The following is a 26,208-nucleotide window of genomic DNA, read 5'->3' on the forward strand; positions in this document are numbered from 1 at the left end:
GCCGGTACTCCAGCAGAACTATAGAAGACGGATCCTACCTTCGCCTGAAAACCGTTTCACTTGGATACAATTTGCCCGCAAAATTAATGACACGAATGAAAATGAGTAATATAAGGCTGTATATATCCGCGCAAAACATACTTACCTGGACAAAATACTCCGGCTTAGATCCTGAAATAAGTACATACAATAATGTGCTCACACCGGGATTTGATTGGAGCGGTTACCCGCAGGCCAGGACATTTACTTTTGGAGTAAACGCAAAATTTTAATTAATAAAGGAATCATGAAATATCCTTATTACATAGGCTGACCGAACTTCAACAAGTATAATGTGGATATGCTACATGATTTAAAAAAATATATACATATGAAATATTTAATCCAATTCTTCTCTGCTCTGTATCAGAATGGTCAGAGAAAGGCAATACAGATCTTCTTTTATATCTTTCTGTTTTCCTGTATCGGATGTACAAAGTTTCTGGAGACCACTCCACAGGATTTTGTAACACCAACTAACTATTACACCACAAAAGAAGAGCTCACTTCTGCTCTCGCAGGTGTATACGGTCCTTTAGGGCTTTACGAGGTGTATGGGGAACTGCTTTCCATTCAGTCTCAGGGAGTTACTGATGAAGGATATGCCACTTATTTTTCAGGTATAGCCAACGATGTCGCTATGAATCTTCAGACCTACACACACAACAAGATAAATGCGTTCTGGCAACATTGTTATACAGGTATTGAAAGAGCCAATTTATTGCTTGAAAATGCAGATAGAGCTACAGCGGATCCTAAGTTCATCACCACAGTAAAGGCAGAAGCTAAATTTATGCGGGGATATTATCACTTCTTACTCGCTCAGTATTTCGGTGGTATACCCATAAAAATTGAAGCCAGCAAAGACCCTAATAATGTATATTTTCCACGCGCGACAGAAAAAGAGGTGTATGAACAGATATTAAAGGATATGACTGAAGCTGAACCGGATCTGGCTGACATTACTTCTCCAGAATTAAAATCCGCATCCAGCAGAGTCTCAAAATCGGCGGCTCAGGGCATTTTGGCAAGAGTTTGTCTGAAGATGGCAGGATATCCGCTTTATGATAAAGCCAAGTATGCAGATGCACTTTCGTGGGCTAAAAAAGTACAGGCGTCAGGTTTTCACACCTTACTTACGGACAAAGATGCAAATCCGAATATAGTCAATTTGAGAGGAGTGCCTCTTCAGTACAATGCAACAAGCGGAAACCCAGCTTATGCCAACAATGGTTATGCCCAAATCTTTTTAAATGAAGTGACTAATCGCTACGATGTAAGAGAAAGTATATGGGAAGCAGATTATTTTATACAAGGTATAGCCGCAGGTAAAACAGGATATATAGGCTCGCAAATCGGACTTCAAAATGCAAACAATGACCCTATCTACGGAAGAACTGCCCCCACTATCAATGCTCAACAATATCTGTACAACAAATATGCTCCGGGAGATCTCAGACGAGACTGGGCTATAGCTCCTTATGCTAACCGTGGAGACGGGGGTGCTGCCGGAGAACCTCGACGCTCCTTTTATAATGCATCCAACCAATTGCTAAACCGATCCGTTGGTAAATGGAGAAGAGAATATGAACCTTTAGGGCCTGGCTTTAACACCAAACCCAACTGGTCCACTCAAATTAATTTTCCTATATTAAGATATGCGGATGTTTTACTGATGATATGTGAGGCTGAATTCATGTTGAATGGCCCCTCATCGACAGCACTGGATGCCATTAATCAGGTACGGAGAAGAGCATATGGAAAAGACTTGAATAAGCCGGATCCGGCTATTGATCTGACAGCAGCAACACTTACATTATCAGAGATACAGGATGAAAGAGCCAGAGAACTTTGTTTTGAAGCACTTCGCAAAACAGATCTTATCAGATGGGGAATATATCTGCAAAGAATGCAGGAACTTATAAACTTCAACAATACGAAAGGAATACCCAACGATGGAAATCTAACAAATGCTAACCGTGCCGCATTGAATGCACTTGCCGGAGGAAACAAATTCTTACTATGGCCGATTCCCTCAGGCGAAACACAGGTAAATAAAGGAATAACACAAAATCCGGGATATTAAATAATAGAAACAGCTATTTAAATGTGATAAGATATGAAATCAATAAAAAAAATAATGGGATTCCTGTCAGTGTTACTACTGATCTCATGCGAAAAAAATATATCGCCCAATCCGATTAGTTTTGATGTAGATATATTCAATAATTCAGATATTAAGACGACAAAGTTTAAAGTAAATGATACGCTTAATTTTAAATTTTCAGGCAATCCGGATCGCATTACTTTTTACTCAGGAGAAACAGGACGTATGTATATAAACCGAAATAAGACAACAGATCCTTCACCAAATAATACATTAAGATTTTATACTAACCGGGGAAATGCAGGCACTGACAAATTACAACTGTTGTATACTACGGACTCTATTCTATATACACAGTTTAATAACAAAGATTCGATTGCTATACCTTTAGCCAAGTGGAAAGATATTTCAGACAGGGTGACCTGGGCAACGGGAAACAGCAATATGCAATCCGGAGATATTAGTCTGAACACAGAAGCAAGTACCGGATCAGGTAAAATCTGGCTAGCTTTTAAATATACCGCGCCGGCAGGAGTCGGGCAAGGTACGTGGACAGTAGGCAACATCGACTTGCGTCATTATGTGGGTGATACATATTACACCTTGTTAACCTCAGCTATTGTTATACCTACAGCATTTCCAAGCTATACAGTAAGTCCCGGCTGGGGAACTGTCAATGTAACCAATCCCCTTTTAAAATGGACATTGACAGGAGGCAGTAGCGGCAATACAAGTATTGGTCAAAGCCTTTCCTCAAACTTTAGTACCCAAAGTTTTACAATACGCGGAAACACAAACTCAACAACTTCCCGTCAAACAGAAAGCTGGATTATAAGCGGTCCCGTAGATTTAAAAAGAGTCCTGCCAGATTACGGGGTTTCAGTTAAAAATCAAACAGAGAATGCTGAAAATGTATCCAAAGGTTTTTATGCATCACCGAAAGCCAATTTTACATACAGTTTTACCAAACCAGGCACTTATGAGATGGTTTTCTATTCTCAAAATGATACTGGTTTTGGTGAGATCTCCACAACAAAAACAATAAAAGTTGAAATTGTACCTTGATAATCTTAAAAATTGCAAGCAATTAGCTGAGGACAATCTCATAATGCTTAGTTACCCAAATGGGATTGCTGTTTTATAACAATCCCATTTGAGTTTCTTTCCATTACGAGACGGATAAATACCCCCGTTCACTATATCTTTTTCGAAATAAAAGTTGCTTTCAAGTAATATTTAATTTATTATTGCAATCGGTTGCATTGCATAAGTGCAAAATCACACAACTAAATTAGACCGCTTCATTATATCTTAATGTTTATCATAAATAGAGGATAGTATTTCCAAGATGGAGTGTTCTACTGTTTGGTTTCACATCTGTTTTTACTTGATAATTTTAACTTCAAAATGTAACACAAACAAAAGTTCAAAACAGCAGCTATTTTACTTTAGATATTATTAAAGTAAAGATGTATTACGTTCATGTATTATTTTGAATGTACTAATACCCTAACATATTGGCTTAGCAAATGAAAAAAATAAGATTGATACTCATCCTCATAAACATTATTGTCAGCTTGCCCGGATCAGCACAAGAATTTATTCAGGCAAAATCTGAAACCTATGTTACACCTACAGATCCGGCAGTGATAAAAAAACTGGAACAATGGCAGGATTTAAAATTCGGAATGTTTATACACTATGGATTATATACGCAGGCAGGTGCAACCGGTTTGTCTAATCAAGGTTCTTCATGGTCATTGACCAATATGTCTTTTGTACAAAGAGATACTACTATGGAGTACTCCGATTTCAAGCAAAAATATTTTTCACAAATCAACAGCTTTAATCCTCAAAAACTTAACCCGGAAAAGTTAGCAAGACTTGGTAAAAAAGCAGGAATGAAATATCTGATATTCACGTCAAAGCATCACGACGGATTTAACCTGTTCGACACCAGACAAACCAATTTTTCAATTATGCACGGGGCATATAAGAATAATCATAATGCTAATATACTGAAGTATTTTTTCGAAGCATTTCGTAAACAAGGTTATATGGTTGGTGCTTATTATTCTAAACCGGACTGGCATTCTCCCTACTATTGGTGGGATAAATATCCGACGAGCAATGGAGGAGAAAATTACAATACCAGGGAATATCCTGAACGTTGGGACAAATTTATTCAGTTTACAAACAATCAGGTGGCCGAACTGACGAATGGTGATTATGGAAATGTAGATATACTGTGGATTGACGCATGGGGTCAGGAATGGGGAATGAACAGGAAAGCTGAAATAGCGCGTAGCAAACAACCAGGAATTTTAATTATAGAAAGAGGGACTCCAGGCACCGGATACGAAGACTATCAGACGCCAGAGCAAGGTATTCCGAAAGAGCAAATGTCCCATCCATGGGAAAGCTGTATTACTTTAGGAAAAAGGTGGTCTTATGTACCCGCAGATGAACAATACTTTAAATCATCCGCACAAGTCATTCATACTTTGGTAGAAATTGTAGCTAAAGGAGGTTCCCTATTGCTTGGATTTAGTCCCAAGGCGGATGGAACAATAGCGCAAAGCATCATTGACAGACTGGAAGAAATAGGTAAGTGGACATCCAGAAACGGAGAAGCCATATACAATACACGCAATACTGAAATATATCATCGGGGCAATACCTGGTTTACCCAAAGTAAAGATGGAAAAAAAATATATGCAATCACAAATCTGGAAGAAGGTAAGGCTATCCCTTCAACAGTAACATGGCAAGGAAACGAGCCCGCAGGAGGATCAGTTATAAAATGTCTGCAGACAGGTAAAAAAGTTGTTTGGAAAAAAACAGAAAACGGAATTGAGATTACCTTACCTAAAGAACTGCCAGATAATTTACCTGCTGTAGCCTTTGTATTAACAAAAGTTTAATTTATGAAATTAATCATCATGAGAAAGCAAAAAAAACAAAGAATAATTCCACTATTACCTTTTGTGGCAATATCCTTTTGCCTGCCACTTTCAATATATGCACAGGAAAAACAAGCAAAATTTGAAAACTCTATTTCAAAACCACTGGTTAGCGATATGTTTACAGCAGATCCGTCTGCTCATGTTTTTAATAACAAAATATATATTTATGGTTCGCATGATATTGAAACTAGTGTAGCGGAGAACGGTAGCGGTGACCACTTTCAAATGAAAGATTACCACGTATTGTCTATGGATAGTCCTACAGAAAAAGTCACAGACCATGGAATAGCATTAGCTGTTGAGAATATTCCGTGGGCGGGTAAGCAACTTTGGGCACCCGATGCTGCCTACCACAAAAACACCTACTACCTCTATTTTCCGCTAAAAGATAAGGAAGGAATATTCCGCATAGGTGTAGCCACATCCAGGCGCCCTGAAGGGCCATTCAAAGCCGAAAAAGAACCAATAAAAGGAAGTTATAGTATAGATCCGGCCGTATTTAAGGACAGTGACGGGAGCTTTTACATGTATTTTGGAGGTTTGTATGGCGGACAGTTGCAACGTTGGAAAAGTGGTGTATTCAACAAGAATGCTTCTGATAAAGCAGACGGACAACAGAGTGAGGAGCCGGCCCTTACGGCTAAGGTGGCAAAGCTGAGTGCTGATATGAAGCAATTGGCTGAGAAGCCTAAAGATGTAGTTGTACTCGACGAAAAAGGAAATACGATACTTAGCGGCGACCACGACAGACGTTTCTTTGAAGGGTCGTGGGTACACAAATACAATGGAAAATATTACTTCTCCTATTCTACCGGAGATACCCATAAACTAGTGTATGCCACCGGTGATTCCCCTTATGGACCGTTTACCTATCAGGGCGTAATTTTGCTTCCAGTAATAGGCTGGACGACACACCATTCTATTATTGAATTCCAAAATAAATGGTGGCTGTATTATCACGATACGGAACTATCCGAAGGTAAGACTCATTTAAGAAACATCAAGGTTACAGAATTAATATACAATAAAGATGGCAGTATTAAAACAATTGATCCGTATGGCAAAAAATAAATTTATAAACACGGCATTAATAGGTCTTACGCTGTTGATAAGCAACTCTGTAAAGGCTCAAAATCCAATTATCGGCATTCCTGGCATTTCCGATCCTCATGTAAGGGTTTTTAACAATAAAATATACCTGTACTCCGGGCATGACGACAAACCCACCGACACTATCTGGGTCATGAAAGACTGGCGGGTATTTTCAACGTCGGATCTTGTAAACTGGAAACAGGAAACAGTAATCTCACCCAACGACAATTATATGGGGGGCAACTCTACAGATTGCTGGGCCGGAGACGCCGCTGAAAGAAACGGCAAGTATTATTTCTATTTTTCGGACAGGAAAAGAAGTATCGGGGTAATGAAATCAGATACTCCCGGGGGAAAATATACAGATGCTCTGGGTAAGCCTTTAGTAGCACCTATGCACGATCCTACTATCCTTACAGACGATGATCCAGACAAAACGCCCTATTTGGTATATGGTGACAAAGAAGGCGGTGGTTATCATATCGCCAGACTCAATGATGATATGATATCGCTTGCCGAAGCACCCAAACCTATCACAATCACAGGTAAAGAATGGGAGAAAGCAGGCGGATGGATGGATAAAAATTATATTTTCAAATATAAAGGTACGTACTATCTGAGCTGGGGTACAGACTACGCTATCTCCAAAAACATCTATGGTCCCTATACAGGAGCCGGCTCTACAGGAAAAGGACATCATCTGGGTTCACTCGCCCACAGCAGCTTTTTCTGGTGGAAAGGACAATTTTACCATGTATGGTGCTATTATCTCAAACCGGGATATAAATTCAGAGCAACTATTATCACCTATTGTCACTTCGATAATCAGGGACGTATCATTACCGACACAGATTTTCTGGACAAACACTTTGCCACAGGAGTAGGACAGTATGATGCAGATTGGCCTAAAATAGAAGCCGAATGGTTTTACGAAAAAGACAGCCTTACCCGTAAGCAATCATCTGCTGATGGAGGCTTTGAACTTGCCGGAATGCGTAACGGAAGCTGGCTACGTTTTGCAAATGTGGATATGACCAGCAGCAGCAAGCAGTTTACTGCGCAATTAGCTGGTTTATCACCAAAAGGCAAATTGGAAATACGTACGGGCAGCATCAACGGCCCCTTAATCGGAACAATACAATCAGTTACAAATAAAAGTAAAGACGCAAATCAATATCAGATTCTATCCTGTAAAATTAATCCGCCAAAAGGCAAAACGGACATATTCTTAGTGTATACAGATGCTGATAAAAAAGCAGCTCTATCGCTGGATTGGATCAGTTTTAACCAGAAAACGGATGCTCATCATATCAGCAACAAATAGTAAAAAAAAGCCATGCTTCTGAAATCTGAATTTAAAGAACACAATACTCCAAACATTTTGTAATTTTGAATACTCGTCTATGATTAAAGACGAGTATTCAATACTTGCGGAGTAACAACAACTATGGCAGAAGATCTGAATATACTTACCGGAAATAAAGCAGAACAGTACAAAGGACTGATCCCTCAGATAGAGGCTTTAATCAGAGGAGAATCTAATCTGATCGCTAATCTGGCGAATATCAGCGCTGCACTCAAAGAACAGTTCGGTTTCTTTTGGGTAGGGTTTTATCTGGTCGAAGGAGAAGAACTAGTCTTAGGTCCGTTTCAGGGGCCGGTAGCATGTACCCGTATAAAAAAAGGAAAAGGTGTATGTGGAGCAGCCTGGGCAGATGAACAAACCCTTATTGTTCCTGATGTAGATGCATTTCCCGGACATATCGCATGCAGTTCGCTATCCAAATCAGAAATAGTCATACCCCTACGTGCAGACGGAAGAATTATTGCTGTCCTGGATGTAGATAGCGACAGCCTGAATTCATTCGATCAGGAAGATGCCGTATATTTAGAACAGATTCTCTCTTTTATAACTGCGTAATTCAAACCCGGTATTTACAAAAAACAGATTATAGCTTCTGCTCTTACTTCTTATTAACATCTTTTAAAAAACCGATGGCAAAATAGCATATCACGATGATAGCGATAACCATCCCGCCCCATAGCAGGATATTACCAAAAGTTTTTTTCCAGGCCTCATTCTTAATATCTCCGCTTCCCGGTTTTATTGACTTCAACTTGCTTACCGTCAATACCGGAAGCTGATCATTGGCTTTATTCTTAAATAAAGAAAGATCATAATCAGGAGCTTTATAAGCGGAGTCTATCACGATGCTGTACTGCTTGCCTGCTGCAAGATTAGTAACAATATTTAAAGCTGTTTGTCCCAAAGAAAGGCTATCAATTCGTAGCGGAGGGCTATCCAGATTCTCTATCTGAATATAAAAATCCTTTACAAACAGACTCGGGACTATCATATGAGTATTAGCCGGACTCAATTCATACTGTCCGATCTCCACCAGCTGATCCTCCCATCTGTTACGTTTCACCTGCACGAGCTGATTGGCAAGTACAGATACTTTACGCTGATACAATTTTGGATCAGCAACAGACAGGGAAACATAATCAATAATCTGGAAATCTGGCAACATCACATGAAGGATAGAATTTTTCTTTTCTGACTTCATATCAAATTTAACCGCATGAACAGGCTGATAAGTGGCAGCAGTCATCACACTTTCATAACGTCCCGCCTCCAACACATTGATCGGGCTGGACCCTTTATCCCGAATCATAATCTTCAGATATCTGTAGTTATTAAGTGGAAAAGTAATTTCCTGATCATTAAAAGTCTGATCCGATCCGGCCAGATTCTCTAACAACTGGTTCTCTGACAGGCTGAACCAATTTACAGAGTCATTACTTCCTGTAAGCGTATACCTCTTGCTACTATTGCTGTTTGCGATCCTTAAAGAGATTGAAGTCCAGGTTTCCAGCTTTATATTTTTGATGACCAGAGTGGTCACACTATCCGCTATAATCTCCCTTTTGACGATAGTCAAAGGTATAAATTTGTCCCCTGCCGATGCATACACAAATTTTACAAACGGCACTTCCTGCCCCCCGTTATCTCTGATTCGGATTTTTGAAATATCATTACCGATAACAGAACGAATACCTGAAGGGATTTTAAACTGATAATAACCCTCCTTTTTGTTTCCTTCCAGTGTGGCACTATATTGCTGGCCATATACCTGGATAACCGCAAAAAGACTACATAAAAAAATACTAACTATTCTCTTCATGAGGAAGTTCTTTATTATCAACTACAATCAGTTTTTTAATTCTTTGGTACACAAAAGATATAACCAGAATAAGTACACCCAGTAAGATAAATGCGATGATTTTTCCGGTCTCAGAAACATCCTTAATATCATACACAAATAATTTGAGAATGGTTACACCAAGTAATGAAAGTGCCGCGATACGTAACATTCTCCAGTCTTGTTTGATCCCCAGTATAAGAAATACAAATGAAAGTATTCCCCAAGCCACGGGGAACATGACTTTGAATACCATATTTTCACGTGAATGGTAAATATCAAAAGTTTCAGCGAACGCGAGGGTATGAACGCTAAGTTCTACACTGCATATAAATACAAGTACAAATACAAGTGGCCACACCAGCAGCTTATGTCTGAAATATGTACTTGCCACATTTAATATGGTATCTTTTACCATCCTGTAAAGCTGGAAGATCAGACAGATAAGAATCGGATAGTGTAAGAAGAAAGCAAGATACCTGCCTTCGACTTTATTCAGCCTGTTCAACGTTTCTATAAAAGGAATCCGGTGTACAAATACCAGATATGCGGCTATATTCAATATGACTAGTGCATAACATAATATACGGGGCAGTATAGGAGTATCAGATCTCGTACCATAGTAAACCAGTACGGTAGCAAATACAAAATGTGTCAGTGCAATACATGCAATGACGGATCCGTCATTAGACATTCGGTTAGATGCCTGATAAGAGACTTCTAATATCAGAACTATGTAACTCAGTGCGATTGCTACTCCAGCGACTATCTTCCGGTAATCAACAGGATTAAAATTTACATTGAAGCTCAGACGTTCGACTTCATCACTTTGCTTAAATAAACGATAGGATACATAATACGAAGCAATTACAAGTATTCCGGTCAGGAATATCTCATTCAACCCTATTCGCATCACCGTATCGGAAGACACATAATCAATGGTCCAGTCTATAAACAAACTAAAGATGACTAATACCTGCAGGATAATTCCGAACGCATAGTAAATGGTAAATTTCGATTTCTTCGCCAGCCAAAGTAATATTACAGCTTCACAAGCCCAGAATGCAGTAATATAGTTGCCTTTAAACTGTATTGGAATGGTCACGACAGCAAACAGCAAAGTCAGACCAATCAGGAGATACACAATCTCTTCGCTCAATCTGTACTTCCGGTAAATGGTCACCGCAAATATAAGATTGTACACAGCCAGTATTAATGAAAACAGTCCTTTATACTCGGAATTCCAAACAGATAGAATAGCGAGCCCGAAACTGAAATACAGGAATGTATTCGCCAGGATAATAATAAGCTCCCACTTGGTAAACTTGTTCTTGAACCTGACATTATTGATAATAAAGGCAAGACTAAAAATAAGGAAGAACAGCGTCAGATAACCGAACGCTCCGGCGTAGGTAGCCTCTTTTGCAAAATCCGTCTGAAAATACCATCCGGCATAGATCATAAAAGTCGCTACAAAAGCTACAAAATTGACCCAGTTCCATCTTTTGAAATAGGAAACACTCAGCATTCCTATGTTCAGAATAGAAAGATAGGTAAAGAGTACATGATAATTACCCTGACCTGTACTCACCATAAACGGAACTCCAAATCCACCGATAATAGATAAGATAGCAAGCTCCTGACGATCATACAGCAGTGATATAAAGATACTGAATATAGTGATCAGCACCATTATACCGAATGCCAGCGGTTGACTAAAGAGATGATAATCGTGAAATGCAATCCCTATCGTCAGATAGAATACACTGACGGCTCCTGCCACAAACACGGAGCTGAAGGCCGCAAATTTCCGACGTAAAAAGTGGGCCACCCCCATCAGAAGTCCACCGGAGAATATGCCTATTCCTACACGGCCGGCTTCATTGATCCAGTCTCTGTCAATCGCAAATTTGACAAAGAAACTGATACCTAATACCAGAATCAGAATACCAATCTTGTTGATCAGGTTTTCTCCGATAAATTTTTCCAGATCAGGATTATTCTGTTTAAATCTTTCAAACCAGCTTAAGGCAGGCTCTTGCTCTTCGACAGGACTTACAGAATAAGAAACTTCATTCGGAACAAACATATCCGTAGGTTCAGGATTCGTATTGACCAGACTTCCCACCTCATATCGCTCTGTTACTTCTTCCGGTTCCTGAGGTAATGCCGGCAGCACAAGTTCAGGTTCACTTATACTTTCCGTTATATCCTGAGGAATAGGTGGTGGGATATCGACTTCAGGTGTCTGCAATACTGGAGGATCAGCTATTTCTTCTGCAGAAGCAGTAGAATCTGCAGCCACAGGAAGACTAGATTCATCCAGTTTCTGAATGACCTGATCCATTTTTTTCTGGAGCTCAAACTGATGCTCCTGAAATTTATAAAGCCCCTCGTTAAGACTCTTTAATTGATTTTTTGTATTTATAATAGAATAAATAACAAGTACAATTAAGGCAAACGCCAAATATTCCATAGTAATCTGGTTAGGTTAGTAATACATTCTAACAAACCAAATCTAACCAAAAACATTTAAAAAACTTAACGATTCTTTACAGAAGCAGTTGTTTGTAATTAAAATCCTGTCCACGAGTTTCACACTATAAACTTCAGAGATATTCAAAAACCATTGACGCCAAGAAATATAATAATTCTTGGCGTCAGGAATAGGACATTGGTCAAACTTACTTCTATATAAAACAACAATGAATTTGATTGTCTCCTCTTATATTATTTAATGAATTATAGCATAATATCAGGGACTTATTCAGTTCTTAATATTTCACAAGTTTAAATCTTTGATTACTATTATTAGTTGTTTTAGAAATCTGTATTTTAGCACCATTAGCGGTACTGGTATTTAATATTTCTAAGAGTGATGATGGAGCACATTTGGGTGAAAGAGTATAGTATCCACTACCTACCGAAGATATTTTCCACTTTTGTCCATCGGTATTTAAGTCATCCCAAACCTGTATTTGAGTACCATTCGCATTACTACCTCCTAAAACATCTAATACTTTTGTAGTTGAAGGATCGGGTAGTATTTTGTAATAACCATTTCCTGCATCAACAAATCTCCATTTTTGTTGGGCATTACTGCTCCATAATTGCACTTTAGTTCCGTTGACAGGTTCACCTATTCCCGGCAGATCTAACAGACTCGTATTATTTAGTGCTGTGACAATTTCATACTTTCCTACAGTAAGATCCGGAACAGTTAAATCTCCTGTTAGTCCTGTAGTCGTAACAAATTTGAAAAAAGGCGCGCCATTTGCCGGTTGTCTCATCTGCAGACTAGTCGCTCCTATATTTTGGACATCTTCTGTATAGATCGCAGGGCGAACATCACTCGCTACATAATTAGTGGTTACATTGTCCAGTGTAATATTCTTCGCATGTCGGATGTATAATCCATATGCAGGTAATATACCCAGCATAGCATTCTCAGGATAATCTTTTTGGTTTTCAGGAACTACACGATTGGCATCCGTAGTTGTACCCCCTCCCGAACTAGTCAGACTAACATTCTTTAAGACAATATTATTGACATAATATCCCGGAAATCCGGTAATGGAACTGCTCAGCTTAGATTCTCCGCGGGCTGTGATATTACTGATCGTAACATTCTGAATTTTTCCCGGCAACCCCAATCCATCAGGATTCTTACGATTCCGGTCTCCAAGTTTAATAAAAATTGGGGTTCGCACACCGCTTATTTGTATATTATCAATAAGTACGCTGTCGATTATCGCTCCGTCTACCGCCTCCAGTGCAATTGCGGAATTACCATAAATTTGTTGTGGATAGAGATGAATGGGAGGTATTGATACCTTACAGTTTCGAACCTGAATATTCTTAAACCCTGTATATGAAGCCGCTCCAAACTTTATGCCGTTACAATTCGTAGTAATGTTACAATTCTCAACGGTGACATTACGACAGGCTACCCGGGACCCACTTTTCAGGCAAATCGCATCATCCTGGGAATTAATGGTACAATTTCTTATCGTTACATTCTCAGCATCAATGTCAATGCCATCATTGTTAAAGTTCGCAAAACTGAATACATTAATATGGTCTATTAATACATTCCTGCAATAAATGTAATATTGAGTCCAATACGCGGCATTTCTCAGATTAATATCCTTTACTATAATATTGTCACAGTTGGCAAATTCAATAATCTTGGGACGCATGCCGTCTTCCTTACCGCCATTTTGAAATTCCGAACTGCCCCCTTGTCCATCTATTGTACCTGTACCACTGATACCTATGTTATTCGCATCTTTAGCATACACCAGAGCCCTATTGTTAAGATAATGATACGGTGATGTATTAAGGGGATAATCACTTACCCGCGGACTACCCCAAAGGGTACCACCTGACTGAACATGGAGCGTCACACCTGTCTTCAGATGGACTGTACCGCTAAGAAAATCACCTGCCGGAACAACAACCAACCCTCCTCCGGAGGCCGCACAGGAATCAATTGCACGTTGTATAGCGGCCGTATTAAGTGTTACTTTGTCTCCGACAGCCCCAAAATTGGTAATAAGGAAAGATGTACTATCAACTGGGCCATTGGCCATCGATTGTGTGCTATTCACTAATCCTGCTGAAAGATTCGTATCAATATCTTTTTGATTGAGCAGATCCTTTCCGCAACCAAAAAAGAGTGGAGTAAGGAGCAGGCAACATATTATGCCTCTGAAATTTTTCATATTTTTAAGTTTTTATAGTGTGAAATTGTGTTAGTAAAATCAAACGCGATAAACTTGAATAAATAGAATTAGTGCATTAAAAAATTGTAATCACGATTCTAAATCAGATGCAGTAAGTCATACTAAACAGTAAATACGGATAATAAAATACTTACAGCTCACCCACGCAAATCTTTAGAAGTAAACACATAGAAGATTATATTAACATTTTAGTAAAACAACAATCCATGTCGAAAATGCTATTCCTATTCGCAACTTATTCTGTACGGCTCAGTATTATGATAATTAAATTAAAAGGCAGATTAAATCTGCTATATTGATTCCGGTAAAATATATAGTTAGTGTGTGTTGTCTGTGTAATCTCTTCTTATGAATTTCAATCCCGACGCTATATCCTGAGCTTTCAGATATGAAAAATTTAACTGATAATGATCAGGTTATTGACTATCCGGTTTAGAAAATTACCAGAAGGCCACGTAAATGAAATTGATTTTCTTAATTAGTTATGTGTGATTACTTTCAACGAATCAAATATAGGAATTGATGATTCATGTTATCTCAATATAATGCTGAAAAATTTACGAAAACGTTTCAGTGTATAATTCACATCAACACCATCTGCAGAAAAAAGATATAGTTGGTTTATGACCTTCTCCTGCAAGATTTTGTGGAAGAGTTTAAAGAAAAACATCCACAGTTGGTGGATGTTTTTAGATGAAAAAAAACAGTATAATCTTTATGAAATAGAAACAACTTTTAAACACTCACTTTCCAGATACGTATAATTTTGTCATCTCCTCCTGTAATAAAATACGCACCGTCAGCGGTCCAGAGACCCACATTTATAGACAGGTGATGACTTTCATAACCTTTATCACGACTCACATTTTTCAGGAGGCCATAAGTATCCTTATCCCATATCTTAAATGTCTTATCCCTGCTGACTGTTGCAAAAACAGGTGCCTCCGGATGAAATAATATACCATACACAGTAAACATATGAGGTATATAGGATAGTTTTTGTGAAAGATCTGCAGCATTCCAGACCACAAGCTTTGCGTCTCTTCCACCCGAAAATAAATGCAGGCCTTCCGGATCAAAAGATAAAGAGGTGACAGGCATGTTATGCCCCTTCACTTTAGCAAGGAGATGATAGGCTTCAGCATCATACAGATAAATATTACCCGCTTTATCCCCAAATGCCAGTTGCTTTTCATTCGCAGATACTGCAATCACACGTATAATGGTATCTGAGATCCTGAACTGGTATATTAAGTTAAAATCAAGAAGATTCCACACATACAACTGACCATCCTCTCCTACAGCAATTAATTCCTGCTTATGGGTTAAGGCTTTGATACTGAACACGGCTCCTTTGTCCACTTTAAGGCGGACCACCAGCTTCTGAGCCTCTACATCTACAATCATGATGGAGCCGTCACGAAGACCTATGGTCAGATAAGCTGTATCCGGAATAAGGTAAAGACAATATACAGATGAACTTACTGCACAAAGAATACGCTTAAATGCACCAGTCTGCAGATCCCACTCCACCACCCCTTTATCATTACCTGCGGTAAATAAAGTATGCGGAAAGAAACCATTTTCTATCGCAAATATTTGATTCTGATGTCCTGTCAGCACAGTTGCCAACTCCGTAGATATTCTATTCATAAAAAAAAGTGCCGGACACAAATGTACGGCACTTTGAAGACTATTATGTCATGTAAGGATAACTTTGCTTATTGGTGTCTGGATTCCAGATTTTTAGCAATCGTTTCCAATGAGAATCCTTTTTCTCTTAATAATACGATAAGGTGAAACAACAAATCAGAAGTCTCATCGATAAATTCTTTGTCCGTCTCGGTCAATGCTGCAATAACAGTCTCTACAGCCTCTTCTCCTACCTTTTGAGCAATCTTATTAATTCCTCTGCTACGCAAACGGTTAACATAAGACTCATCAGAAGGATCCTCAAAGCGATTATTTACAATACGTTCCAGTTCAAATAAAAAATTCTGATCGTATTGCGTCTTGAAGCAGCTGCGACTTCCTGTATGACAAGTCGGACCATCCGGACGTGCTTTGATCAGAAGTGTATCCTGATCACAGTCAATATGATAACTGATCACATGTAGAAAATTTCCACTTTCCTCCCCCTTTGTCCAGAGCCTGTTCTTACTTCTGGAGAAAAAAGTTACTTTTCTTTCCGCCTGCGTCTTTTGCCAGGCCTCTTCATTCATATACCCCAACATCAGCACTTCCAATGTCTGTGTATCTTGTACTATGACCGGAACAAGTCCGTCACTTTTAGAAAAATCTAGCATCTTTTAATTTAAAAAGTTAAAATTAAAAAGCAGAACGGATAAAGTCGGGCCTCTTGAAATAAATAGTACCCGTATCTTCTGCTTCTAATTTCTGTATTATTATTTTACCGGACTGTAATGCCGTTGGCTCTTAACGTATTTTTCAATTCCGGAATCAAAATCTCTCCATAATGGAAAACTGAAGCTGCTAATGCAGCGTCAACTCCCGTCTGTTGAAACACTTCGGTAAAATGCTTCTGATTCCCCGCTCCACCCGATGCAATCAGTGGAATCCCGATCATCGCATTAATTTTTTTCAGAAATGAACAATCAAATCCATTTTTAGTGCCGTCATGATCCATTGAAGTCAACAATATTTCACCTGCTCCACGGTCCTGAGCTTCACGAATCCAGTCTTCTGTCTGGATTTCCGTTTTGATACGACCGCCGCTAAGATGAACAAAATTCTGACCTTCAGTATGTCTGGTATCTACTGCTACAACCACAAACTGAGCTCCGAAAGCGGCCGACATCTCATTGATCAACTCCGGACGACGCACTGCTGCTGAATTAATCGAAATCTTATCTGCTCCCGAATTCAACAGGATTTCCGCATCACGGATTTCATTGATTCCACCGCCAATGGTAAACGGAATATTTACCTGTCTGGCGACCGCTTTTACTAAATCTATGGTCGTTTTCCGGCCTTCATGTGTAGCCGTAATATCAAGAAAAACCAGTTCATCGGCACCCTGTTCAGAATACGCATATGCCAGCTCCACAGGATCACCCGCATCACGCAGGTCAACAAAGTTGACCCCTTTGACCGTCCGACCGTCTTTCACATCCAGACAAGGAATGATTCGCTTTGCTAACATGTATTAAAAGCTGATTAAAGATTTCAAATTCCAATCCTGAATCTCTTCGATCGAAATACGATTTTCATAAATAGCCTTTCCTACTACACAGGATTCCATTCTTCCCAACTCCTGCAATTTGCGGATATCGTCCATGGAACTGATACCTCCTGAACCGATAAGTTTGATAATAGGAGAATGATCCAAAAGTTTCTTATACAATTCTACACCTGCACCGCCTAACTTGCCGTCTTTACTGATATCTGTACACAGAAAACGGTAGAAACCTAATGCCAGACACTTATCAATATATTCAATCAGTTTGATTGGCGAGCTTTCTAACCATCCCGAATACTTGATCACCTCATCCAGTACATCTATAGCTATCACGATATGATCTGCATACTTTATTTTTCCTTCATTAAGCGTGCTTAATTCTTCCAGAAATTCAGGATTAGTGATGGCCTGTGTACCTACAATGACACGGTATACACCTGCGTCAATCAGTTCTTTTACCTTTTCGATGCTACGGACCCCACCGCCGTATTGAATCTTCATTTCAGTTTTACGGATGATATTAAATAAATACTCCTGGTTACTGAAATCTCCTTTTGCACCATTCAGATCGATGATATGCACCAATTCAGTACCATTTGCATGGTATCTGTCTATTTGTTCTTCAAGGCTTATATCGTAAGTCGTTACATCGTCATAATTTCCTTCGCGTAGACGAACTACTTTTTTGTCCAATACATCGATTGCTGGTATTATATACATAGTAAAATATTTTGTTTCTAATTTATCTTTGAAAAATTCAATAATAACTGCTCTCCGGCTTTACCCGATTTTTCCGGATGAAACTGGACTCCATAAAAGTTTCCTTTTGACATCGCTGCCGAAAACGGAACATCATAATCGCATTTTGCAATAGTATAATCTTCATGATATTCAATAAAATACGAATGTACGAAGTAAAAATACGCATTATCTTCAATATGGAGGAATAACGGATTACCTTTAGAAGGCGATATACTATTCCAGCCCATATGCGGAACCTTCTGTGCTATACGTTCTTTAAAATGTAACGTTTGTAACGGAACGATCTTCAGTAGTCCGGCATTACCTTCTTCCGAAAAATCAGTCATCAGCTGCATACCAACACATATCCCCAAGACAGGTTTTTTAATGGTATGGATATATTCAGATAAGCCCGATTCCCGCAGCTTCTGCATAGCAGCACCGGCATGTCCTACGCCTGGGATAATAATACGATCACATTGATCGATCTCTTCAGGCAGATTGATCATCATATACGAAAGTCCAACCCTGTCTAATGCCGCTGTCAATGAAAATATATTCCCCGCTCCGTAATTGATAATTCCTATCATATCTTATTAATGATTAAGGATGATCAGACAGAAGAAATACATATTCTGTACTGTTCAGATCCCTTATTTATAATTCTACAAAACACCTTTAGTACTTGGTAGCTGCATGTTATCCGCATCACGACGCACCGCTTTTTTGATTGATTTAGCAAATGCTTTGAAGATTGCTTCTATCTTGTGATGTTCATTCTCACCCTCAGCCTTGATATTGAGATTAGATCTGGAAGCATCAGAGAATGACTTAAAGAAATGGAAAAACATTTCTGTAGGCATGTCACCGATTTTCTCCCTGTTGAATGTGGCATCCCACACAATCCAGTTGCGTCCGCCAAAATCCAGTGCCACCTGCGCAAGACAATCATCCATGGGCAAAGTGTAGGAATATCGTTCTATACCACGCTTATCACCCAATACCTTTAAAAAGACTTCTCCCAAAGCAATCCCTGTATCTTCTATGGTATGATGCTCATCTATATGCAAATCTCCTTTTGCTTTTATAGTAAGATCAATCGCTCCGTGACGGGCAATCTGATCCAGCATATGATCAAAAAACGGTAATCCGGTATCAATATCTGATTTACCTGATCCATCCAGATTGAGATGGATATAAATATCCGTTTCATTAGTCTTACGATGATGCTCACCTGTCCTTGAACCCAGTTTCAGAAATTCGTAAATCGCTTTCCAGTCTTTTGTTTCCAAAGCAACTACACTTTCCTCTATTTGCAGGTTCTCAGCCACACCGAGATTATCATTTGCCCGCAGCCAGATGGCTTTTGCACCCAGATTCTGAGCCAGTTTTACATCATTTACACGATCACCAATCACAAATGAATGCTGCAAATCGTACTTCTCCGGATCAAAATAATCCAATAGCATGCCAATACCCGGTTTGCGGGTAGCAGCATTCTCGTGCGGGAAAGTACGGTCAATATGTTCTTTTGCAAATACTACCCCTTCTCCGGCAAAAGTATCTGTCACAAGCTGATGTACAGGCCAGAAATTAGCTTCAGGATGAGAATCTGTTCCCAGTCCATCCTGATTGGTGACAAGAACCAGTTCGTAATCCAGCTCTTTAGCAATACGGGGAAGATACTGTAAAGCGCCGGGATAAAATTTCAATTTGGCAAAAGAGTCAATTTGCTCATCCTCAGGCTCCAGAATCAATGTTCCGTCGCGGTCGATAAATAATACACGCTTGATATGGTTTGGCATGATAATATAATTAGCCTGCAAAAGCAGTCATTTTTTCTAATAGTATTTTATTCTCTTCAGGAGTACCTACAGTGATACGCAGACACCCTTCGCATAGTTCTACTTTGGAGCGGTCGCGCACAATTATACCGTGCTGTACCAGATAAGTATATAAGCCTCTAGGATTATCCATTCTGACCAGGATAAAATTAGCGTCAGACGGAGTAATATATTGTACATATCCGATCTTAACCAGTTCTTTCACTAACAATTCTCGTTCAGCAACGGTCTCTTTGATCCATGCATTCACCTGATCGACCTTATCCAGCGCTTCCAGTACAATATCTTGTGTAGCCTGATTGATATTATAAGGAGGCTTTATTTTATTGAATACTTCAATAATCTCTTTACTGGCAAAAGCCATTCCAAGACGTAATGCAGCCAGCCCCCAGGCTTTGGAGAGCGTCTGCAGGACAACAAGATTAGGATATTCAGCAAGCTCCTGCGTAAATGATCGGGTTTGCGAAAAGTTGATATATGCCTCATCCACTACTACAATACCATGAAAGTTATTCAGGATCAGCTCAATGTCCTTACGGTTAATAGCATTTCCTGTAGGATTGTTTGGTGAACAGATAAAAATAAGCTTGGTCTGTGCGTCTACAGCCTCCTGTATACCATCCAGATCCAGCTGATACTCTTTCGTCAGATTGACTTTTTTGAAAGCCACATCATTAATATTGGCAGATACTTCATACATCCCGTAGGTTGGCGGAACAAGAATGACATTATCCACACCCGGACGACAGAATGCCCGGAATAAAATATCGATAGCTTCATCACTTCCGTTTCCTAAAAACATATTGGCTGCAGGGACACCTTTTATATGCGAAAGTTTATCTTTCACCAGATGTTGCAACGGATCAGGATAACGGTTGTAATTATGATCCAAAGGTGATCCAAAGGCATTTTCATTGGCATCAATCAGTATAGATGCTTCTCCTTTAAATTCATCTCTGGCAGAAGAATAAGGTACGAGATTCTTGATATTATCCCGTAGTAAGTCGGTTAAGTTGAATGGATTATCCATTTAAAAAAAATTAGAGCCGTAAATATGAGGAAAAATTCACAAAAACACTATACAGAAAACCATTTACCTTCAACTGAAAGCTGGGTATTCTTAAAAACGTGCTGTGCCTCCTCCAATAATGGCTGTAATTCACGGTACCTTGCAGAATAATGTCCCAGAAGCAATTTATGTGCACCTGCTTCTTTCGCAATTTCGGCAGCCTCCTGTGCCGTGGTATGCAATGTTTCTTTGGCCCTTTCGACCATTTCGTGTAAAAAAGTAGATTCGTGATACAACAGATCTACATTGCTGATCGCTGCTATGTAGTCCGGCACACGTACCGTATCCGAACAATAAGCATAGCTTCGCGAGGGCGGCGGCGGTATGGTCAGCTCTGCAGCTTTATATACTTTTCCATCGGGAGCGGTATAATCCAGTCCTCTTTTTATTCCGCCTATGTATTGTTTAGGAATGTTCAGTTGTTCTACCAGCTCTGCTATTATTGCAGGCGAACGCTTTCCTTCATCAAACCGGAATCCTGTACAGGGAATACGATGAGTAAGCGGAAACGTACTTACTTTGAAAGCAGCAGTTTCCAGAATGACTTCTTCTTTATCCGGATTAGTAGGATGAAAGATCAGGTTGTACCGTAATTGAGTATCCGAATGCCTGAACTGTACATCCAGTATCTCTTTGAGGGGTGCCGGGCCATATAAATGCAGGCCAGACTTGCGGCCAACCAGGTGCATGGAAGACAATAGTCCGACAAGTCCCAGATAATGATCACCATGCAGGTGACTTATAAATATATGACCTATGCGATTGCTACGGATACCATAGCGGAATAGTTGCATCTGCGTGCCTTCTCCACAATCGATCAGAAAAAACTGTTCATTAAAATTGAGGAGTTGACTCGAAGGATGACGTTCGTACATCGGTGTAGCGGAGCTATTCCCCAAAATCAAAACTTCAAACTTCATGCGTTAATCTTTCTCCCCTCTGTAGTCCATTTCTAATTCATGCGCAAAGATCATATCCTCGGCTATCTTTACGGAATCTACTATAGTCAGCGTCTGATGCAAATGAGACATCTCCAGTACTTCCAGTACTGCTGAGTCCACATTCGCCAAAAGAAACAATCCTCCTATCGTATGACAAAGCCTGTTGGCCAGAATGCCTATACGAATACCTTCTTCATCTACCTCACGTACATTCGACAGATCCAACACAATATTGCGTTGTCCGGTAGTATTACGCAATAAAAGCTCAGCTTTCAACTTTGCTGCCTTTTCAGCGTTCAGCACATCCGTTAATGGTTCGATTACAATATATCGGTCATGCTTATCAATTGTATATTTCATAAACCCAATTTTTTACGTTAAAGACTATCCCTCATTTACAGGAATTCCCTTTCCCTTCTACAGCCTGTCACTTGGTGTGTACCGCGGAGACAGATGTCTTTATGTCCAACTTTATTTCCCTGCTTAGCGCAGCGTCTTTAATGCAGTAGAAATATTATGTTCTACTCTACCCAGCACCTCTCCTTCTTTGGGATATTCAAAACGTTCTCCGGTGATATGCTCATAAAGTTCAATGTATCGCTCGGAGATAGAATTTACAATTTCATCCGTCATTTCAGGCACCTGCTGCCCGTCTTTTCCCTGAAAACCATTCTCAATCAACCATTTGCGGACAAATTCTTTGGACAGCTGCTTTTGCGGTTCGCCGTTCGCCTGACGCTCTTCATATCCTTCAGCATAAAAATATCGGGAAGAATCCGGTGTATGGATCTCGTCTATAAGATAAATAACGCCGTCCCGTTTACCAAACTCATACTTGGTATCCACCAGAATCAGACCTCTTTCTTTTGCGATCTCCGTACCCCGCTGAAACAGAGCTTTCGTATATTTTTCCAATTGGATATAATCTTCCTCACTCACAATACCTTTTTTCAGAATATCTGCACGGGAGATATCTTCATCATGACCTACTGCAGCTTTTGTGGTCGGCGTAATGATGGGCTCAGGAAGCTTATCATTTTCTTTAAGTCCTTCAACCAGCTTCTCTCCGCACACTTCTCTTCTGCCGGCACTGTATTCACGCCATGCATGTCCCGAAAGGTATCCTCTGATCACCATCTCTACTTTGAAGGGCTCACACATCTTACCAATGGTCACACTGGGATCCGGTACTTCTACCACCCAGTTAGGCAAAATATCTTCTGTAGCTTTTAAAAACTTAGCCGCTATTTGATTCAGCACCTGACCTTTATAAGGTATAGCACGAGGCAATACAACATCAAAAGCAGATATACGATCCGTAGCAACCATTGCCAGATAACGATCTGCAATCGTATATACATCGCGTACCTTACCTCTGTAAAAAGCAGTTTGGTTTTCGAAATTAAAATTTGTTTCTCTTATTGCGTTCATTTCAAAATAAAAATTCATAAGTAATAGAATAGCAGCATAGACTGCCTCAGTAATCTCTTTCAGCAAACGATATCAGCTGGCAGACAACTACTAAATATCTCCGTATGCCTCTAATATACGTTTCACCAGTTTGTGTCTAACGACATCTCCACCGCTCAGATAAATCATATCTATCCCCTCTATTCCTTCCAGCAATTTCACCGCGGTAGATAATCCGGATTGATTTTTCTTTGGAAGGTCAATCTGTGTCATATCACCGGTTACAATAAATTTGGCTGTAGGACCCATCCGTGTCAGAAACATCTTCAGCTGCATATCCGTTGCATTCTGTGCTTCATCCAGGATCACAAAACAGTTATCAAGAGTACGTCCGCGCATAAAAGCCAGAGGCGCTACTTCAATAGTCCGGTTTTCAAGATATCCCTTCAACTTTTCAGCAGGAATCATATCATCCAGTGCATCATACAGAGGTCTCAGATAAGGATCTACTTTTTCCTTCAGATCGCCCGGAAGAAAACCCAGATTTTCACCCGCTTCTACTGCAGGTCGTGTCAGTATGATACGCTTGATCTCTTTATTTCTCAAAGCACGAACAGCAAGAGCAACAGCCGTATAGGTCTTCCCGGTTCCGGCAGGACCTATTGCAAATAAAATATCATTCTTGGAAATACTGTCCACCATTCTACGCTGATTAAGCGTTCGTGCCCGTACAATTATTCCATTAGGCCCATATACAATCGGCTCTCCGCTAAAAGCCGGTGCACCTTCTTGTTTTTTTTCTGAACCATCAGCCTTTTTCTCCGCCACAGGATGTTTTACTCCTATAATTTCTTCCAGATCCAATACAGACAGACTATGAAACCGTTCAATATGAGACAATATCTGATCAAATACGCCTTTAAAATGTTGCTGTTCCTGTTCTTCTCCCAATACTTTCAGTTCATTTCCTCTGGCTACCATTCTGATCTTCGGAAATTGCTTCTTAATGTATTCAAAATTCTCATTTTGAGTCCCCCACAGAGTGACCAAATTGACTTCCTCAAGTGTTATCAGTAGTTCGTTCAAATTAATATATTTTTCATGTAACCATAGAAAATAAAGACGCAGGCATACAATCCTTATTTCGCACTAAATGTACTAAAATTTTGCGGGCATAGTATGCAAAATACATTCAAAAACTTCGATATTTTTTTAGTATTTTGCAAATGATCAATCAAAAGTACAAACTATCTGTACCAATTAAAAAAAGATAAAGATTAATTGATTCTAAACTATGATTCCAGCAAATAACTCTTACTTTTGTAGTCCTTATCGAAAAAATATTTCGATTCAACAGATGTCGCGAGCTATTTTTGGGAAGGCCGCCAAGATCAGGATAAATTAGAGACAAAATACGTTTTGCGGTTATATGGGTGTTATTACTTTAACAACGGACTTAGGATATCAAGATTTTTACCAAGCTGCTTTGAAGGGGAGTATAATCTCTCAGCTTCCTGATGTTCGTATTGTAGATATTACCCACGAAATCCCTTCTTTCAATGTACAGCATGCAGCTTTCGTTTTAAAGAATGCCTATCACTATTTCCCCAAGAAAACAGTGCATCTCATCGGGATTGACACCGTATTCCAGGAAGACTCCAGATACATTGCCATGAAGTATAACGGACACTTTTTTGTAGGAGCGGATAATGGTATCTTCAGTATTATATTAGGAGAAAATCAGGCAGAAGAAGTTGTAGAACTGGATATTATGCAGGATCTCAGATACCTCCACTTTCCACTGGCGGATATCCTCACCAAAGCAACCTGTCATATTGCCAAAGGTGGAAAGATGAGCGAAATTGGTATCCCTATAGACAAACCGATAGAAAAAGCTACTTTTCAACCTATCTTCGACCAGAATTCAATCAAGGGGCATGTCTCTTATATAGACTCTTTTGGAAATGTGATCAGCAATATCAGCAAAGATTTGTTCAACAAAATACAAGCTGGCCGCGGATTTACGTTATACTTTAAACGTAATGAAACCATCGACAAAATGAGCTGGCATTATAATGAAGTTTCTGAAGGCGAGAAGCTTTGTCTATTCGGGATCAGCAACTTTCTGGAGATAGCAATCAACAAAGGAAATGCAAGTCAGCTCCTGGGATTATCGCAGGATGAAGCGATCCGGGTTGAGTTTCACAAGCCGTAACATTCACTAACACCGGGATTACAGTACGTTTTTTTCAAACCTGAAAAATAGAATAATACATGAAAATAAAACACCTCCTTTTTTATGTTGCTCTATTGCTGGCCTATGTACCGGCTGTACATGCACAACAACCGTCTTCAGATACACTTTCTTATGAAATACAGCGTAAGAAAGTGAATGAACTGCTTCACAATCGTAGTGTCAAATTCGGAGAATACGATGTAAGCCTTCAGAAAAAAACCGGAATATTCGGTCTCTTTAAGTCTAAGGGAGATATGCAAAAGTCTATCGATATTCTGAAAGAAATAGTCACTACAGACAACAATATCTTTATCGAGACCAAGAGGCTTTTGGATATGAAAGATTTTGAAAGAGAGAAATTTCAGAAACTTGCAACGGAGTATGACGGACAGGTCACTGCCTATATGAATACTATCAACAAACTGCAGAATGAAAATGAAGCGCTGAAGAAACAAATGGACACTCTGGAAAACAGTGATCACAGTGGAAACGTTCTGCTTTATCTGGCTATTGCAATTATTTGTGGTCTCATTTTCTTCATTTATAAACTGTATAAGCAGGTTCAACAACAAAAAGTGACGAAAGCGTGATATGCTCACACAATAATATGGCTACT

Annotated in this window: 22 protein-coding genes; 8 read left to right on the top strand and 14 right to left on the bottom strand. The window is 39.5% G+C overall.

Features of this window, described 5'->3' with window-relative positions; translation table 11 throughout:
• Nucleotides 1–370: 370 nt before the first annotated feature.
• The 6 genes from HMPREF0766_RS11205 (at nt 371) to HMPREF0766_RS11230 (ending at nt 8,125) form a co-directional block, all read left to right on the top strand.
• Nucleotides 371–2,125 carry a RagB/SusD family nutrient uptake outer membrane protein gene (locus tag HMPREF0766_RS11205; protein WP_236590403.1) on the top strand — a complete coding sequence of 585 codons (1,755 nt, stop codon included), beginning with the start codon at nt 371–373 and terminating at the stop codon, nt 2,123–2,125.
• A 33-nt stretch (nt 2,126–2,158) separates the two neighbouring features.
• Complete coding sequence (locus HMPREF0766_RS11210; protein ID WP_002997145.1) at nt 2,159–3,211, top strand: DUF5017 domain-containing protein; 1,053 nt, start codon at nt 2,159–2,161, stop codon at nt 3,209–3,211.
• A 464-nt stretch (nt 3,212–3,675) separates the two neighbouring features.
• Nucleotides 3,676–5,070, top strand: coding sequence for an alpha-L-fucosidase (locus tag HMPREF0766_RS11215; RefSeq protein WP_002997147.1), 1,395 nt, complete (start codon nt 3,676–3,678; stop codon nt 5,068–5,070).
• 18 nt (nt 5,071–5,088) lie between these two features.
• Complete coding sequence (locus tag HMPREF0766_RS11220; RefSeq protein ID WP_037460303.1) at nt 5,089–6,183, top strand: glycoside hydrolase family 43 protein; 1,095 nt, start codon at nt 5,089–5,091, stop codon at nt 6,181–6,183.
• Entirely contained in the window at nt 6,143–7,528 is a 1,386-nt protein-coding gene (locus HMPREF0766_RS11225) for a family 43 glycosylhydrolase (protein WP_236590402.1), read from the top strand. The genes HMPREF0766_RS11220 and HMPREF0766_RS11225 overlap by 41 nt, the downstream gene beginning before the upstream one ends.
• 123 nt (nt 7,529–7,651) lie before the next feature.
• Nucleotides 7,652–8,125 (top strand): GAF domain-containing protein, encoded by a 474-nt coding sequence (locus HMPREF0766_RS11230; protein ID WP_002997155.1) that lies wholly within the window; start codon nt 7,652–7,654, stop codon nt 8,123–8,125.
• A 43-nt stretch (nt 8,126–8,168) separates the two neighbouring features.
• Here HMPREF0766_RS11230 and HMPREF0766_RS11235 read toward each other — a convergent pair whose 3' ends face one another.
• From HMPREF0766_RS11235 to HMPREF0766_RS11300, 14 genes are all read right to left on the bottom strand, one after another.
• Nucleotides 8,169–9,389 (bottom strand): DUF3999 family protein, encoded by a 1,221-nt coding sequence (locus tag HMPREF0766_RS11235; protein ID WP_002997157.1) that lies wholly within the window; start codon nt 9,387–9,389, stop codon nt 8,169–8,171.
• A complete protein-coding gene (locus tag HMPREF0766_RS11240; RefSeq protein WP_002997159.1) occupies nt 9,373–11,883 on the bottom strand; it encodes a DUF2339 domain-containing protein in 2,511 nt (836 codons plus the stop codon). Before HMPREF0766_RS11240 ends, HMPREF0766_RS11235 begins: the two co-directional genes overlap by 17 nt.
• A gap of 298 nt (nt 11,884–12,181) precedes the next feature.
• Nucleotides 12,182–14,131, bottom strand: coding sequence for an RICIN domain-containing protein (locus HMPREF0766_RS11245; RefSeq protein ID WP_002997161.1), 1,950 nt, complete (start codon nt 14,129–14,131; stop codon nt 12,182–12,184).
• Nucleotides 14,132–14,887: 756 nt separating this feature from the next.
• A complete protein-coding gene (locus HMPREF0766_RS11250) occupies nt 14,888–15,805 on the bottom strand; it encodes a WD40 repeat domain-containing protein (RefSeq protein ID WP_002997164.1) in 918 nt (305 codons plus the stop codon).
• 68 nt (nt 15,806–15,873) lie between these two features.
• On the bottom strand, nt 15,874–16,458 hold the full coding sequence (gene hisIE / locus HMPREF0766_RS11255; protein ID WP_002997165.1) for a bifunctional phosphoribosyl-AMP cyclohydrolase/phosphoribosyl-ATP diphosphatase HisIE: 585 nt from the start codon (nt 16,456–16,458) through the stop codon (nt 15,874–15,876).
• Between the two features lie 104 nt (nt 16,459–16,562).
• Nucleotides 16,563–17,315 carry an imidazole glycerol phosphate synthase subunit HisF gene (gene hisF / locus HMPREF0766_RS11260; RefSeq protein ID WP_002997167.1) on the bottom strand — a complete coding sequence of 251 codons (753 nt, stop codon included), beginning with the start codon at nt 17,313–17,315 and terminating at the stop codon, nt 16,563–16,565.
• 3 nt (nt 17,316–17,318) lie between these two features.
• The gene (locus HMPREF0766_RS11265; RefSeq protein WP_002997169.1) at nt 17,319–18,071 is read right to left on the bottom strand and encodes a 1-(5-phosphoribosyl)-5-[(5-phosphoribosylamino)methylideneamino]imidazole-4-carboxamide isomerase; all 753 of its coding nucleotides are present in this window, start codon (nt 18,069–18,071) and stop codon (nt 17,319–17,321) included.
• A gap of 17 nt (nt 18,072–18,088) precedes the next feature.
• Complete coding sequence (gene hisH / locus HMPREF0766_RS11270) at nt 18,089–18,682, bottom strand: imidazole glycerol phosphate synthase subunit HisH (protein ID WP_002997171.1); 594 nt, start codon at nt 18,680–18,682, stop codon at nt 18,089–18,091.
• A 75-nt stretch (nt 18,683–18,757) separates the two neighbouring features.
• Nucleotides 18,758–19,897 carry a bifunctional histidinol-phosphatase/imidazoleglycerol-phosphate dehydratase HisB gene (gene hisB, locus HMPREF0766_RS11275; protein ID WP_002997172.1) on the bottom strand — a complete coding sequence of 380 codons (1,140 nt, stop codon included), beginning with the start codon at nt 19,895–19,897 and terminating at the stop codon, nt 18,758–18,760.
• A gap of 10 nt (nt 19,898–19,907) precedes the next feature.
• Nucleotides 19,908–20,966, bottom strand: coding sequence for a histidinol-phosphate transaminase (gene hisC / locus HMPREF0766_RS11280; RefSeq protein WP_002997174.1), 1,059 nt, complete (start codon nt 20,964–20,966; stop codon nt 19,908–19,910).
• Nucleotides 20,967–21,013: 47 nt separating this feature from the next.
• Complete coding sequence (locus HMPREF0766_RS11285; RefSeq protein ID WP_002997176.1) at nt 21,014–21,925, bottom strand: ribonuclease Z; 912 nt, start codon at nt 21,923–21,925, stop codon at nt 21,014–21,016.
• A gap of 3 nt (nt 21,926–21,928) precedes the next feature.
• Nucleotides 21,929–22,306, bottom strand: coding sequence for an STAS domain-containing protein (locus HMPREF0766_RS11290; RefSeq protein ID WP_002997178.1), 378 nt, complete (start codon nt 22,304–22,306; stop codon nt 21,929–21,931).
• Between the two features lie 123 nt (nt 22,307–22,429).
• Complete coding sequence (locus HMPREF0766_RS11295; RefSeq protein ID WP_037460307.1) at nt 22,430–23,377, bottom strand: phosphoribosylaminoimidazolesuccinocarboxamide synthase; 948 nt, start codon at nt 23,375–23,377, stop codon at nt 22,430–22,432.
• 90 nt (nt 23,378–23,467) lie between these two features.
• Entirely contained in the window at nt 23,468–24,442 is a 975-nt protein-coding gene (locus tag HMPREF0766_RS11300; RefSeq protein WP_002997182.1) for a PhoH family protein, read from the bottom strand.
• A gap of 343 nt (nt 24,443–24,785) precedes the next feature.
• On the opposite strand from HMPREF0766_RS11300, the gene HMPREF0766_RS11305 reads away from it, so the two are divergent.
• Together HMPREF0766_RS11305 and HMPREF0766_RS11310 are read left to right on the top strand one after the other, a co-directional pair.
• Complete coding sequence (locus HMPREF0766_RS11305) at nt 24,786–25,571, top strand: SAM hydrolase/SAM-dependent halogenase family protein (RefSeq protein ID WP_002997184.1); 786 nt, start codon at nt 24,786–24,788, stop codon at nt 25,569–25,571.
• A gap of 59 nt (nt 25,572–25,630) precedes the next feature.
• Nucleotides 25,631–26,182, top strand: a complete 552-nt coding sequence (locus HMPREF0766_RS11310; RefSeq protein ID WP_002997186.1) for a hypothetical protein — start codon at nt 25,631–25,633, stop codon at nt 26,180–26,182.
• The last annotated feature ends 26 nt before the right edge of the window (nt 26,183–26,208 follow it).

Source organism: Sphingobacterium spiritivorum ATCC 33861 (genome assembly GCF_000143765.1).
Classification (GTDB): Bacteria; Bacteroidota; Bacteroidia; order Sphingobacteriales; family Sphingobacteriaceae; genus Sphingobacterium; species Sphingobacterium spiritivorum.

Excerpts from the sequence above, each read along its gene's own strand:
- HMPREF0766_RS11230 (WP_002997155.1), top strand. The coding sequence starts at position 7,652 with ATGGCAGAAGATCTGAATATACTTACCGGAAATAAAGCAGAACAGTAC.
- HMPREF0766_RS11215 (WP_002997147.1), top strand. The coding sequence starts at position 3,676 with ATGAAAAAAATAAGATTGATACTCATCCTCATAAACATTATTGTCAGC.
- HMPREF0766_RS11295 (WP_037460307.1), bottom strand. The coding sequence starts at position 23,377 with ATGAACGCAATAAGAGAAACAAATTTTAATTTCGAAAACCAAACTGCT.
- HMPREF0766_RS11305 (WP_002997184.1), top strand. The coding sequence starts at position 24,786 with ATGGGTGTTATTACTTTAACAACGGACTTAGGATATCAAGATTTTTAC.
- HMPREF0766_RS11240 (WP_002997159.1), bottom strand. The coding sequence starts at position 11,883 with ATGGAATATTTGGCGTTTGCCTTAATTGTACTTGTTATTTATTCTATT.
- HMPREF0766_RS11205 (WP_236590403.1), top strand. The coding sequence starts at position 371 with ATGAAATATTTAATCCAATTCTTCTCTGCTCTGTATCAGAATGGTCAG.
- hisF (WP_002997167.1), bottom strand. The coding sequence starts at position 17,315 with ATGTTAGCAAAGCGAATCATTCCTTGTCTGGATGTGAAAGACGGTCGG.
- HMPREF0766_RS11250 (WP_002997164.1), bottom strand. The coding sequence starts at position 15,805 with ATGAATAGAATATCTACGGAGTTGGCAACTGTGCTGACAGGACATCAG.
- HMPREF0766_RS11285 (WP_002997176.1), bottom strand. The coding sequence starts at position 21,925 with ATGAAGTTTGAAGTTTTGATTTTGGGGAATAGCTCCGCTACACCGATG.
- hisH (WP_002997171.1), bottom strand. The coding sequence starts at position 18,682 with ATGATAGGAATTATCAATTACGGAGCGGGGAATATATTTTCATTGACA.
- HMPREF0766_RS11290 (WP_002997178.1), bottom strand. The coding sequence starts at position 22,306 with ATGAAATATACAATTGATAAGCATGACCGATATATTGTAATCGAACCA.
- HMPREF0766_RS11265 (WP_002997169.1), bottom strand. The coding sequence starts at position 18,071 with ATGTATATAATACCAGCAATCGATGTATTGGACAAAAAAGTAGTTCGT.
- HMPREF0766_RS11245 (WP_002997161.1), bottom strand. The coding sequence starts at position 14,131 with ATGAAAAATTTCAGAGGCATAATATGTTGCCTGCTCCTTACTCCACTC.
- HMPREF0766_RS11225 (WP_236590402.1), top strand. The coding sequence starts at position 6,143 with ATGGCAGTATTAAAACAATTGATCCGTATGGCAAAAAATAAATTTATA.
- HMPREF0766_RS11220 (WP_037460303.1), top strand. The coding sequence starts at position 5,089 with ATGAGAAAGCAAAAAAAACAAAGAATAATTCCACTATTACCTTTTGTG.
- HMPREF0766_RS11235 (WP_002997157.1), bottom strand. The coding sequence starts at position 9,389 with ATGAAGAGAATAGTTAGTATTTTTTTATGTAGTCTTTTTGCGGTTATC.
- HMPREF0766_RS11210 (WP_002997145.1), top strand. The coding sequence starts at position 2,159 with ATGAAATCAATAAAAAAAATAATGGGATTCCTGTCAGTGTTACTACTG.
- hisIE (WP_002997165.1), bottom strand. The coding sequence starts at position 16,458 with ATGCTAGATTTTTCTAAAAGTGACGGACTTGTTCCGGTCATAGTACAA.
- hisB (WP_002997172.1), bottom strand. The coding sequence starts at position 19,897 with ATGCCAAACCATATCAAGCGTGTATTATTTATCGACCGCGACGGAACA.
- HMPREF0766_RS11310 (WP_002997186.1), top strand. The coding sequence starts at position 25,631 with ATGAAAATAAAACACCTCCTTTTTTATGTTGCTCTATTGCTGGCCTAT.
- hisC (WP_002997174.1), bottom strand. The coding sequence starts at position 20,966 with ATGGATAATCCATTCAACTTAACCGACTTACTACGGGATAATATCAAG.